Origin of the sequence: Streptomyces incarnatus (assembly GCF_001027185.1) — a bacterium.
GTDB classification, from domain to species: domain Bacteria; phylum Actinomycetota; class Actinomycetes; order Streptomycetales; family Streptomycetaceae; genus Streptomyces; species Streptomyces puniciscabiei.
In genome coordinates this window covers 249,142-261,833 of record NZ_CP011497.1, presented here as the reverse complement: position 1 = coordinate 261,833, position 12,692 = coordinate 249,142, and the positions used below count along the sequence as shown (strand labels likewise).

General features: G+C 71.0%; 9 protein-coding genes. 3 read left to right on the top strand and 6 right to left on the bottom strand.

The annotated features are described in order from the left end of the window. The first annotated feature begins 14 nt into the window (after positions 1–14). Positions 15–1,697, top strand: a complete 1,683-nt coding sequence (locus ABB07_RS01220; RefSeq protein ID WP_208896811.1) for an ABC transporter family substrate-binding protein — start codon at positions 15–17, stop codon at positions 1,695–1,697. Between the two features lie 371 nt (positions 1,698–2,068). Here the strand turns inward: ABB07_RS01220 and ABB07_RS01215 are convergent, their stop codons facing one another. After that, the gene (locus ABB07_RS01215; protein WP_208896810.1) at positions 2,069–3,586 is read right to left on the bottom strand and encodes a glycoside hydrolase family 43 protein; all 1,518 of its coding nucleotides are present in this window, start codon (positions 3,584–3,586) and stop codon (positions 2,069–2,071) included. 231 nt (positions 3,587–3,817) lie between these two features. On the opposite strand from ABB07_RS01215, the gene ABB07_RS01210 reads away from it, so the two are divergent. Continuing rightward, positions 3,818–6,124: an FUSC family protein gene (locus ABB07_RS01210; protein WP_208896809.1), complete on the top strand. Its 2,307-nt coding sequence runs from the start codon at positions 3,818–3,820 to the stop codon at positions 6,122–6,124. Between the two features lie 86 nt (positions 6,125–6,210). On the opposite strand, the gene ABB07_RS01205 is transcribed toward ABB07_RS01210, so the two are convergent. Further along, on the bottom strand, positions 6,211–6,936 hold the full coding sequence (locus tag ABB07_RS01205; protein WP_208896808.1) for a TetR/AcrR family transcriptional regulator: 726 nt from the start codon (positions 6,934–6,936) through the stop codon (positions 6,211–6,213). Between the two features lie 135 nt (positions 6,937–7,071). On the opposite strand from ABB07_RS01205, the gene ABB07_RS01200 reads away from it, so the two are divergent. Beyond that, positions 7,072–8,295 carry a saccharopine dehydrogenase family protein gene (locus tag ABB07_RS01200; protein ID WP_208896807.1) on the top strand — a complete coding sequence of 408 codons (1,224 nt, stop codon included), beginning with the start codon at positions 7,072–7,074 and terminating at the stop codon, positions 8,293–8,295. Positions 8,296–8,322: 27 nt separating this feature from the next. Here the strand turns inward: ABB07_RS01200 and ABB07_RS01195 are convergent, their stop codons facing one another. From ABB07_RS01195 to dnaK, 4 genes are all read right to left on the bottom strand, one after another. Continuing rightward, entirely contained in the window at positions 8,323–8,814 is a 492-nt protein-coding gene (locus tag ABB07_RS01195) for a hypothetical protein (RefSeq protein WP_208896806.1), read from the bottom strand. 119 nt (positions 8,815–8,933) lie between these two features. Next, positions 8,934–10,178 carry an LmeA family phospholipid-binding protein gene (locus tag ABB07_RS01190; RefSeq protein ID WP_244189160.1) on the bottom strand — a complete coding sequence of 415 codons (1,245 nt, stop codon included), beginning with the start codon at positions 10,176–10,178 and terminating at the stop codon, positions 8,934–8,936. A 62-nt stretch (positions 10,179–10,240) separates the two neighbouring features. Then, on the bottom strand, positions 10,241–10,792 hold the full coding sequence (gene grpE, locus ABB07_RS01185; protein ID WP_208896805.1) for a nucleotide exchange factor GrpE: 552 nt from the start codon (positions 10,790–10,792) through the stop codon (positions 10,241–10,243). A 2-nt stretch (positions 10,793–10,794) separates the two neighbouring features. Next, positions 10,795–12,648, bottom strand: a complete 1,854-nt coding sequence (dnaK, locus tag ABB07_RS01180; RefSeq protein WP_208896804.1) for a molecular chaperone DnaK — start codon at positions 12,646–12,648, stop codon at positions 10,795–10,797. Between the last annotated feature and the right edge of the window lie 44 nt (positions 12,649–12,692).

Here is a 12,692-nt window from a genome sequence, read left to right as displayed (position 1 = left end):
AAGGAACCTCCACCATGCGCCCAAGACTGGCCCTGCCCGTCGCCCTGATCGCTGCCCTCTCCGTCACCGCCACCGCGTGCCAGTCCTCGTCCGGGAAGGACTCCACGGAGCCGGACGCGAAGAACGCTCCCTCGGCCGCACCGTCCGTCGCCGACTACAACCCCACGCCGTACGACCGCGTCAAGGACGGGGGCACGTACACCACGGTCGGGACCTTCGACGACCAGGGCAACCCGTTCAACGTCAATTCCACGCTGACCGCGTTCCGTGTCTGGTCCTGGTACAACGCCGACGCGATCACCTACTCGCCGACCGGCGAGGTGCAGTACAACCCGGACTATTTCAGCGACGTGAAGGTCTCCGTGGCCGGCGGGAACCAGAAGGTCATCCTGACCATCAACCCCAAGGCGGTGTTCAACGACGGCACCCCGATCGACTGGACCGCGATCAGGGCCACATGGAAGGCCGACAACGGCTCCGACAAGGCCTACGCCGCCTCCTCCACCGACGGCTACGACCAGATCACCTCGGTCGAGAAGGGCAGGAACGCCAAGCAGGCCGTGATCACCTTCAAGGGGGTCGACCCTTCCTGGTCGAGCCTGTTCACCACCTTCCTGCACCCCAAGGCCGCCACGGTCGAGAACTTCAACAACGCCTACGTCAAGAAGGCACACCCGGAGTGGGGCGCCGGGCCGTACACCGTCGGCACGTGGGACACCCACTCGGGCGACATCACGTTCGTCCGCAACCCGAAGTGGTGGGGCAGGAAGGGCAAGCTCGACAAGCGCGTCTACGTCAACCTGGAGTCGACCGCGGCGGTCAACGCCTTCAAGAACGGGCAGCTCGACTACGTCTCCGCGGTCGACGCCGAGAGCCTGAAGCAGGTCAAGGGGCTCAAGGGCACGGAGATCCGCAGCGGCGGAAGCCCCTTCGAGTACTCGCTCTACTTCAACACCAAGTCCCCCGTCCTCGCCGACCAGGCCGTGCGCAAGGCGATCGAGGAGAGCATCGACCGCACCCAGATCGCGAAGATCCGGTTCCAGGGCCTCGACTACAAGGAGCCGCTGCCCGGTTCCGCCATCCTGTACAGCTTCCAGAAGGGCTACGAGGACAATGTCTCGGCCGTGCTGAAGTACGCGCCGGACCAGGCCGGGAAGGCACTCGACGCGGCGGGCTGGAAGCTGGGCAGCGACGGTGTACGGGTCAAGAACGGCCGGAAGCTCGAAGTCGGCTACACGCTCCTCGGCGACGACCCGCTGGACAAGGCGACCGCCGGCGCCTTCGCGGCGATGCTGAAGCCGGTCGGCGTCCGGCTCGACATCAACAAGGCCGACGAGGCGGACTTCTCCAAGATCCTCAGCGACCGCAAGTTCGACCTCTTCCTCTCGGGCAACCGCTCGATGGACCCGTTCGGCGCCCGCTACCTGTGCGACTTCTACTGCTCCGACCGCGACTCCAACCTCACCGGTGCGGGTTCGCCCGCGCTGGACGAGGAGATCCGCGCCACCGGCAAGATCGCCGACCTCGGCAAGCAGGCCGCGGCGGCCAACAAGGTCGAGCGGAAGGCGCTCCAGGAGTACGCCTTCCTCCCGCTGTTCAGCGGCCCCTCGACCTACGGCGTGAAGAAGGGCCTCGCCAACGTCGGCGCGACCATCTTCTACAACCCGCTCCCGGAGACGGTCGGTTGGCAGAAGTGACCATGCTCGCGACACCGTGCCGCGGCGAAGACGGCCGCCGCCTCGCCCTCCATGGCGGCGAGGCGACGGCCGTGGCGCGAGTGCCGTGCCTCCCCCGACACGGGAAACTCGCGCGGATGTCCTCACGGCGCCTGGGGAGCCCACGGGAGAACCGCCCCATCTCGAACGAGCCGCAAGGAGATGGCACCGCCGGCCGGTTGACACCGAGTCGGAAGGACCGGCCGCACTTTCCGCTGTCGATTGTCGGGCCACGCGAGGTACCGGCCAGGGGGCTGAGCGGTCCATTCCGGGGGCCGAACGGCCTATGCCCTTGTCATCAGCGGCTCTGACCGGCAAGCGAGTTGACCCCCGCAGCCACGAGAATACCGCCCCTACTCCGGTTCCTTCACAGGCTCGTACTCGAACCAGTCGAAGCGGACGGTGCCTGCCGCGGCGTACATGCCGATGACGCGGCCAGTGAAGCCGCCGGCGACCTCGGTCGACAGATAGCGGCCGTCGAAGGTGGCGAGTACGTCCAAGGTGCCGTCGGGCCGCTCGACGCCGAGGGAGACGACGTCGGGTCCGGTGCACGGCCCGTGCGGAGGCGGCGGGTCGGTGATCGTGAGGGCGAGGACCACCGGCCCGGCGGGCAGGGGGTGTACGGCCATTACCGTGCGCAGGTCGCCGATGCGCGCGATCACCCTCGCCTCGGTGCCGTCCGCCTCGATCGCGCAGTGGTGCCGTTCGTCGAGCCGGACGGCGAGGCCGCCGCGGCCCTCCGAGGCATCGACCCGGGTGCGCGCCCGGCACGACAGGTGCTGCTGGCGCCGGCCGGTGAACACGGCGTCGGGCTCGTCCAGGGAGCCGCCTCGCGCCCGGAGCGTCAGCCATCCGGGGCGTTCCCCGGTCGTGCAGTACTCGGGGGAGCGGTCCCGCAGGGAGATCCAGTACGGCCGCAGTTCGCCGAGCTCGAAGTCGTCCCGCGGCTCCTCGACCGGGCCCGGGGAGAGCGGCCACGGGAGGGCGGCCGGGTCCAGGTCGACCCCGCCGACGACCGGCCAGCCGTTGTCCCAGGTCACTGGTGCCAGGAAGGTCTCCCGGCCGAGCACGTGCCAGCCCGGGGTGCCGCCGCGTGGCCGTACGCCGAGCAGCACCATCCACCAGGAGCCGTCGGGCGCCTGCACCAGGTCCGCGTGTCCGGTGTTCTGCACGGGATGGCCGGTGCTCCGGTGGGTGAGGACCGGGTTGGCCGGGCACGGCTCGAACGGGCCGCCGGGCGTACGGCCGCGGGCGATGGACACGCCGTGGCCACGTTCGGTGCCGCCCTCGGCGATGAGCAGGTACCAGTGGTCGCCGATCCGGTACAGGTGCGGAGCCTCCGGGGCCTTGGCGCCGGGCGTGCCGGACCAGAGCCTGCGCGGTGGACCGTACGTCCTCCCGGTGTACGGGTCGAGGCGGACCTGCGTGACGCCCGCGACCGTGCACCAGCAGGTGCCGTCCTCCTCCCAGGCGAGATCCGGGTCGATGCCCTGGACGCCGGGCAGCCGGACGGGCTCGGACCAGGGGCCGGCCGGGTCCGTGGCCGTCACGATCAGGTTGCCGCCGCCCTCGCTCACATCGGTGACGATCAGCCAGAAGCGTCCGTCGTGGTGGCGCAGGGTGGGGGCGTAGATTCCGCCGGAGGACGGCGTGCCGGCCGGCAGCGGGAGCTGGGACGGCCGGTCCAGCGCGTTGCCGAGCTGCGTCCAGTGCACCAGGTCGCGGCTGTGGAAGACGGGTACGCCGGGGAAGTACTCGAAGCTGGAGCAGGCGAGGTAGTAGTCATCGCCCACGCGGCAGATGCTGGGGTCCGGGTGGAAGCCGGGGATGACGGGGTTGGCCGCGCGGGCGGCCGGCTGCTGAACGGGCACCCGTTCTGTCCTTTCGTCTGGTCAGGTCAGGGCTTGTCGAAGCGCTTCACCTGGCTGGCGAAGTTAACGTACGAGTTCCTGTGCGGCAAGGGTGTCAAGGGTGCTGGGGGAGTTGTCGATGCGCTTCGACAACCCGTTGCCGTGGCCGGCCTCAGCAGGCCATGCCCAGACTGGATGCACGGGACGTGACGGGAACGCGGTCGGCCGTGGCCGTGCCGGCGGGAGGTGCGCATGTCCGTGCAGATCGCGGGGCGGATGCCGACCCTGTCGCGCCTGGGGACGTGGTGGGGTGACCGCGATCCGGATCTGGCGGCGACGCGGCGGGCCGGGCGGACCGCGATCGTCATGCCCGCCCTGTTCGCACTGTGCAGCCAGGTGTTCCGCTCCCCGACGATGGCGAGTTTCGCCGCGTTCGGATCCTTCTCGATGCTGCTGCTGGTCGACTTCAGCGGCCCGAAGGTGGAGCGGCTGCGCGCGCAGACGGGCCTCGCGGTGGCCTGGGCGGCGCTGATCTGCGTGGGGACCCTGGTCGCGCACCTCACCTGGCTCGCCGTGGTCACGACGCTCCTGGTCGGCTTCGCCGTCCTTTTCTCCGGCGTGGTCAGCTCACTCCTGGCGGGCAGCACGACGGCCCTCCTGCTGGCCTTCGTCCTGCCGGTCGCCACACCGGTGCCGCTGTCCCAGCTGCCCGACCGCCTCGCGGGCGCCGGGCTGGCGGCAGCCGCGGCACTGCCCGCCGTCTGCCTGCTGTGGCCGCGGCCCGTCGCCGATCCGCTCAGCGCCCCCGCGGCCGAGGTCTGCCGTGCCGCCGGCGCACATCTGCGCGCGGACGCCTCCGGCCTCGGCCGACCGGGACCGGTGGCCGACGCCGCACGGCGCCGGGCGGCAGCCGACCGGACCGCCGACGCGAGCGCGGAACTGCGCAGGGCCTTCGACACCACCCCCTACCGCCCCACCGGCCTGTCCACGACCTCGCGCGCCGTGGTCCGCCTGGTCGACGAGCTGACCTGGCTGTGCACCATCCTCGCGGACCGACCCGCCCACACCGGCGAGCCCCCGGCCTGCGACCCGGCCGCGCGCACGGTGCGTCTCGTCGCCGCGGACGTCCTCGATCACGCCGCGCGCCTCCTGACGGACATGCGCGGGGACACCGCCCCGCTGCGGGCGTCCATGGAGGAGCTGCGGCAGACCATGAAGGGCATGGAGAAGACCTCCACGGCGCTCCTGCCCGCCGGCCCCCCGGTCGGTGACAGCCCGGCGGAGATCTACGCCTTCATCGCCACGCTCGACCTGTCCTTCCGCGCCCAGGAGCTCGGGTACGCCGTCCTGCAGATCGCCGGCAACGTCGAACTGGCCACCACCGCGTGGCAACGACCCTGGCCCGACCGGCTCCTCGGCCGTGAACCCGGCGCGCTGTCCGCGCCGCTGGCCCTGGCCCGCGAACGCGCCGCGGCGCATCTCGGACCGCGTTCGGTGTGGCTGCACAACAGCCTGCGCGGAGCCGTCGGACTCGCCATCGCGGTGCTCATGGCCGACCTGACCGGGGTGCAGCACTCATTCTGGGTGCTGCTCGGCACCCTGTCCGTGCTGCGCTCCAACGCACTCAGCACCGGCCAGAACGCCCTGCGCGCGGTGCTCGGCACCGTGGTCGGCTCGTTCATCGGCGCCGGGCTGCTGCAACTGATCGGGCACCACGGCACGGCCCTGTGGTTCCTGCTCCCGCTCGCCATCCTCGGGGCCGGCGTCGCCCCCGCCGCCATCTCCTTCACCGCGGGCCAGGCCGCCTTCGCCGTCACGCTCGTCGTGCTGTTCAACATCGGCCAGAACCCCGACTGGCACATCGTCCTGTTCCGTGTGCAGGACATCGCCCTGGGCTGCGCCGTCAGCGTCGTCGTCGCGCTGTTCTTCTGGCCCCGTGGTGCGACGGCCGCCGTCCACAAGGCGCTCGCCGAGGCGTACACCGACAGCGCCCGCTACCTGGTCGACGCCGTGCACTACGTCCTCGGCCCGTCCGGTCCGGCGGATGCCGCCGCGCCCGTCGGCGAGCCGGTGCAGCGGAACCGCGAGGCGGCCGCCTCCGCCCGCCGCCTCGACGACGCCTTCCGTACCTACCTGGCCGAACGCGGTGCCAAGCCCCTGCCCCTGGCCGACATGACCGCGCTCGTCACCGGCGTGGCCGCCCTGCGCCTGGCCGCCGACGCCGTCCTCTCCCTGTGGCGGGGCGTCGCCCCGACGCACACCGGGGCCTGCGGGACCGACGCCCACCGTGCCATCGTCGGCGCCGCGTCCCGCGTCATGGAGTGGTACTGCGGCTTCGCGGCGGGCCTCGGCCACAAGGCGCCCATCCCCGACCCCGTACCGCTGCGTCCCCAGGCCGCGGCACAGCTCGTGGAGTCCGTCCGCACCGACCTGGTCGACGGCCGGGGCCAGGCCACGGCCACCGCCGTACGCGTCATCTGGACCCGTGACCACATCGACGTCGCCCGCCGCCTCCAGCCGAGCCTCGCCGCCGCGGCGCAGGGGTACGCCGTGCGTTGACGCGCACCGTCCGCCAGGAGCCAACTCCCTTGTGAGCAACCCATGTTGGTCGGCTCGCGCATCGTCGGCGATCCGCCAGAGCCACGTCAGCCGCCTGTGCCATGCGCATCCCGCCCTCGCCGCAGCTGCGCGGCGGTGTGGTCCAGCAGTATCTCCAGGGCCACCGGATAGGCGCTGTGCGGCATGTACCGGGCGAGCAGGTGTGCCGTCGCGGCGATGTTCGGATGGGACTCGGCGGGCAGGCGCGCATAGGTGGAGTGCCACATCTCCTCGTCGCCCGCGCGGGCCTCCTCCGCCAGCGCGAGCGAGCCGGCGTCGAGCGCGGCGAAGGCCAGGCTCTGGTCGATGAACGCGTGGTACACGCGCACGGCCACGGCGTCGGGCAGCCCAGCTCCGCGCAGGATGCCGAGAATGGTCTCGTCCACCGCGATCTCGCGCGGTCTGCCGGTGACCCGGCTGGCGGTGAGGACGGCGGCCTGCGGGTGGGCGAGGTAGGAGGCGTGGATGGCCCGGCCGAGCGCCCGCAGGTCGGTCCGCCAGTCCCCGGTGGCCGTCCAGCTGTCGAGAGCCCTGCCCATGAGCTCGTCCCCGATGGCCCGGGCCAGATCGTCCATCCCGGCGAAGTAGCGGTACAGCGTGCTCGGATCGGCGCCCAGCGCCGCGCCGAGCCGGCGTGCCGTCAGCCCGGTACTGCCGTGCTCCCGCAGCACACGCAGCGCGGTGCGCACGATGATCTCCTCCGACAGCACGGTGCCGCCGCGCGTGGGCCGCCGTCGCCGGCGTGCCCCCTCCGGCACCACTTGCTTCGCCATGTCCCTCGCCCCTCCGCCGGCACCCGCTTCCACCCTTATGCCAACGGCATTGACCTTACATCCCGGCGTCGCGTTGCATCGACCCCCGTGGACCCCGTCCGGAGGTGCTCACCTCCCCGGAGAAAGGTGTGTGACATGCGCGTACTTCTGGTCGGCGCGGGCGGTGTGGGGACGGCCGTCACCCGGATCGCCGCTCGTCGCGCGTTCCTCGCCCACATGGTCGTCGCCGACTACGACCTCGCCCGTGCCGAGGCCGCGGTCGCGGCGCTCGGGGAGCAGGCGGCCCGCTACAGTGCGCGTCGGCTGGACGCCTCGGACCGGGACGCGGTCCGCCGGATGCTCCTCGACGAGCGGTGCGACGTGCTGCTCAACGCCACCGACCCCCGGTTCGTGATGCCGCTGTTCCAGGCCGCCCTGGAGGCCGGCACGCACTACCTGGACATGGCGATGTCACTGTCCGCGCCGCACGGCTCGCGCCCCTACGAGGAGTGCGGCGTCAAGCTCGGGGACGAACAGTTCGCGCTGGACCGGCGCTGGGCGGAAGCCGGACGGCTGGCCCTGGTCGGCATGGGCGTCGAGCCTGGCCTGTCCGACGTCTTCGCCCGGTACGCCGCCGACGAACTCTTCGACGACATCGAGGAGATCGGCGTCCGGGACGGCGCCAACCTGACGGTCGAGGGCTACGACTTCGCGCCGTCCTTCAGCATCTGGACGACCATCGAGGAATGCCTCAACCCGCCGGTGGTGTACGAAGAGGGCCGCGGCTGGTTCACGACCGCTCCGTTCAGCGAGCCCGAGGTCTTCGACTTCCCGGAGGGCATAGGTCCGGTGGAGTGCGTCAACGTCGAGCACGAAGAAGTGCTGCTGATACCGCGCTGGGTCGACGCGCGCCGTGTCACGTTCAAGTACGGGCTCGGCGACGACTTCATCGCCAAGCTGAAGACCCTCCACGCGCTCGGTCTGGACGCGACGGCCAGGGTGAGTGTGCCCGGGAACGACGGTCCCGTACAGGTCTCGCCGCGCGACGTGGTCGCCGCGTGCCTGCCCGACCCGGCCGGCCTGGGGGAGCGGATGACGGGCAAGACCTGCGCCGGCACCTGGGTCAAGGGCAGCAAGGACGGGAAGCCCCGGGAGGTGTACCTGTACCACGTGGTCGACAACCAGTGGTCGATGCGCGAGTACGGCTCGCAGGCCGTCGTGTGGCAGACGGCGGTCAACCCGGTCGTCGCCCTGGAACTGCTGTCCACCGGCGCCTGGTCCGGACAGGGCGTCCTCGGCCCGGAGGCCCTGCCCCCGCGCCCCTTCCTGGACCTGCTCACCGAGTACGGCTCCCCGTGGGGCCTGCGCGACGACAGCTGACCCGGCGGTCGCCCCCGGTGTCCGATGTCAGTACCGCAGCGCCGTGCCGACGGTCGCGTGCACCTCGCCGTTGAGCTTGCGGTTGCTGCGGGCGGTGCCCTCGCCCGAGGCACCGGCGGACACGTCCTTGAGCGTCACCACAACCACGTCCAGCAGATTGCCGCTCTTGTCGGTGAAATTGACCTGGACGGCGAAGGACTTGGCCGAACCGGCGGTGTTCTTCGCGGTCACCTTGGCCGTGGCCCGGCCGTCGCTGCCGATGGCGACGGCACCGAGCGTCACCTCGTCCTTGGCATTCACCCCGCCCTTGGCCTCGTCGAGCCTGCGCCTGGCCTCCGCCGAGGCCGAGGCCAGCGCGTCGGCCCCACGGGAGGCGAGGGAGGCGGCGGCGGAGGAGGCCATCGAGGCCGCCTTGCTGGCGCCGCCGGAGGGGTTCCCGGAGCCGGAGCACCCGGTGACCGCGACCGCGATCACGGCCAGCAACGCGCCTGCCGTGCGCCGTGTCCCGTGCCCATTCATACCGCGACTCCCGTGACCTCGGAAGGAACTGTTCCTCTCAGTGAAAGGCGCATGGCTGTGACCCGCACATCGAGTGGGATGCACGGGTGTCACAGGCACCCGAACGGTCCCGTCGGAGGTCAGTGGCCCAGGAGCAGTCCCGTCCCCGACACGTCCGCGCGGATGCCGTCCTTGCTCACCGTCACGCGCTGCAGGCGCACGGCGCCGTCGGGTGGGCTCGGCAGCTGGAAGGCGAAGGAGAAGCGGTCGGCGATCTGGGGGCGGGTGAGCTTGGTCAGGGCGGCGAGCAAGGAGAGGTCCAGGCCCAGCCGCTCCAGGAGCTTCGGGTGGGCGAGGGCCACGTCCAGGAGGTTGACGCGGGTCAGATCGTGCAGGAAGCGCGGCGCGCCGGTGAGTTGGTGCAGCTTGTCCTCGTCGAGGAGCGCGGCGCGCACCGCGCTGTCGGGTACGCCCAGGCGGCGCACGATCTCCGGGACCGTCAGCAAGGCCTTGATCTTCGCCTCCTCGCGGGCGAGACGGCGCGCCGCGGCGGGGGTCAGCCGGAGGCCCTCGGTGGGCCCGGTGCCGGGCCGGTACGTGGCGAGGTCGTCGATGTCGAGCCGTATGCCGTCCACCGAGGTGGCGATGCCGCGGTCCCCGTCGCGCCGGACGCGGGCGTCGGCCCGTACGCTCAGAGCGCGGCCCGCGACACGCAGGGTGCCCTGGGCCCGGACCGAGCCGGGGCCATGAGCCGTGAACGCCACCTGGGAGGCGCCCAGTTCGCGGTTCATGTCGGCGAAGGACAGCAGGACCTGACCGCGCACCTGCCGGACCAGCGCACCGCGCACCGCGGTGGGCCCGTCGCCGTCGAGGCGTATGTCCTTGGCGGTGGCGGTGACCTGAGTGAGCGTCACCCGGTGGGCGGGGATGTCGGGGACGGTGACGGAGACCGAGTCCAGGCGCTGCGCGGCCAGTTGGGTGAGGAAGGGGAAGCCGCCGATGTGGACCTCGGGGGCGGCGACGAGATGCAGCTTGTCCTTGAGCTGTTGCGAGGCCTTGTGCTCGGCGTACAGCAGCGCCCACCGATCGGCCAGGGTGAGGAGGCAGGCGAGGGTGAGTACCCAGACGAGGAGCCGGGCCACCGTGGGCAGACCCGTGGCGCGGTTGCGACGGCGGCTGCCACGCCGATGGTTGGGCGGCGTCCAGGGCTCCTCGGCCTCGTCGTCCTGCCGGGTCGCCGCGTCGTCCTCGGTCAGGAAGTCGTCGAGCGGATGGTCGGCCAGCGAGGCCAGTTCGTCGTACGGATTACGGCGGCGCGGAACCATCTCGGTGGGAGGTCCGTCCGACTGGGCAGCGTGATGCGTCTGGTTGTGGGGGGTACGCATCGGTAGATTTGATCATATAGTCACACCCGGGGCGCAAGTCCTCCTTGAAGCAAGGCGCGAAATCAGCCACGGATGGCCGGCTTTCCGGAAGCAGGCGTACGACTGCCCTCCGTGCACCGCAGAACCCCCCGATCGTGCACGACCGGGCTTCTCGCCGGTGGCGGCGGCCCGGAGACCTCCACGTGCGCCGGCCGGAGCAGCCGGGCACCGAGCCGGTAGCCCGGGCGCAGGATCTTCGTGCAGATCAGCTGGTCGGCGCCCGGGGAGACGTGATGGGTGACGGCGTCGTGACATGCCGGGTCGAAGGGGTCGCCCTTCTCCCCGAAGACCTCGAGTCCCAGGGAGCCCAACTGCGCGGCAAGGGTGTCGGTGATGTCCCGCAGGCCCGGCGTCATGGGCTCGTGCGCGCACGTGCGGTCGACGGCGTCCAGGACGGGCACCAGGGCGTGCAGGACGTTGGCCAGGGCGATCTCGCGTACGGCCATGCGGTCCCGGCGCACCCGCTTGCGGTAGTTGTCGTACTCGGCCTTCACCCGCTGCAGGTCCGCGGTGCGTTCCTCCAGCAGACGCCGCAGCTGGGCGGGGTCCGGGTTCTGCAGCCGGCCCTTGCCCATCGTCAGCCCGCCTCCGGCTTGTCGTCGTCGACGATCTCGGCGTCCACCACGCCCTCGTCCGAGGCGGCGGCGGAGGTGTCCGCACCGGGGGGCGTCTGGCTCTCCGTGCGGGACCTCTCGTACATCGCCGTACCGATCTTCTGCGCCGCCTCGGCCGCGCGTTCCGTGGCCTGCCGGATCGCCGCCGTGTCCTCGCCCTTCAGCCGCTCCTTCAGCTCGCTGATCGCGCTCTCCGTCTCGCTCCTGGCGTCCGCCGGGATCTTGTCGGGATTGTCCCTGATGAGCTTCTCGGTGGAGTAGACGAGCTGTTCGGCCTGGTTGCGGGTCTCAGCGTCCTCGCGCCGCTTGCGGTCCTCCTCGGCGTGCTGCTCCGCCTCGCGGACCATGCGGTCGATGTCGTCCTTGGGGAGCGCCGAGCCGCCGGTCACCGTCATCTTCTGTTCCTTGCCGGTGCCGAGGTCCTTGGCGGAGACGTGCATGATCCCGTTGGCGTCGATGTCGAAGGCGACCTCGATCTGCGGCACTCCGCGCGGCGCGGGCGCGAGGCCCGTGAGCTCGAACATGCCGAGCTTCTTGTTGTACGCCGCGATCTCCCGCTCGCCCTGGTAGACCTGGATGGTCACCGAGGGCTGGTTGTCCTCGGCGGTGGTGAAGATCTCCGAACGGCGGGTCGGGATCGTGGTGTTGCGCTCGATCAGCCTGGTCATGATGCCGCCCTTGGTCTCGATGCCGAGGGACAGCGGGGTGACGTCGAGCAGCAGGACGTCCTTGACCTCGCCCTTGAGGACACCGGCCTGCAGCGAGGCGCCGACGGCCACCACCTCGTCCGGGTTGACGCCCTTGTGCGGGTCCTTGCCGGTCAGCTCCCGCACCAGGTCCGTCACCGCCGGCATACGGGTCGAGCCGCCCACCAGGATGACATGGTTGATGTCGGACACCTTGATCCCGGCGTCCTTCACCGCGTTGTGGAACGGGCCCTTGCAGCGCTCCAGCAGGTCCGACGTCAGCTGCTGGAACTGGGCGCGGGTGAGTTTCTCGTCCAGGTGCAGCGGGCCTTCCGCGGAGGCCGTGATGTAGGGGAGGTTGACGTTGGTCTCCGTGGAGCTCGACAGCTCGACCTTGGCCCGCTCCGCGGCCTCCCGCAGCCGCTGCACGGCCATCTTGTCCTTGGCGAGATCGATGCCGTAGTTGTTCTTGAAAGTCGTCACCAGGTGATCGACGATCCGCTGGTCCCAGTCGTCACCGCCCAGCTGGGTGTCGCCGTTGGTGGCCTTGACCTCGATCACGCCTTCGCCGATCTCCAGCAGCGACACGTCGAAGGTGCCGCCGCCCAGGTCGAAGACGAGGACCGTCTGGTCGTTCTCCTTGTCCAGGCCGTACGCCAGCGCCGCCGCCGTCGGCTCGTTGATGATCCGCAGCACGTTCAGGCCGGCGATCTCCCCGGCCTCCTTGGTCGCCTGCCGCTGGGCGTCGTCGAAGTAGGCGGGGACGGTGACCACGGCGTCGGTGACGTCCTCGCCCAGGTGCGCCTCCGCGTCCCGCTTCAGTTTCTGCAGCACGCGCGCGGAGATCTCCTGCGCCGTGTAGCGCTTGCCGTCGATGTCACCGTGCTCGGGGAACCGCCAGCCGTGATCACCCATGTGCCGCTTGACGGAGCGCGCGGTGCGGTCGACGTTGGTGACCGCCTGCCGCTTGGCGACCTCCCCGACCAGCACTTCGCCGTTCTTCGAGAACGCCACGACCGAAGGCGTCGTGCGGGCCCCTTCGGCGTTGGTGACCACGGTGGGCTCGCCGCCCTCGAGGACCGAGACCACGGAGTTCGTCGTTCCCAGGTCAATACCGACTGGACGCGCCATCTCGACTCTCCCTCCTGCCTCTCCTCCATTCTCGGCCCGGTGGC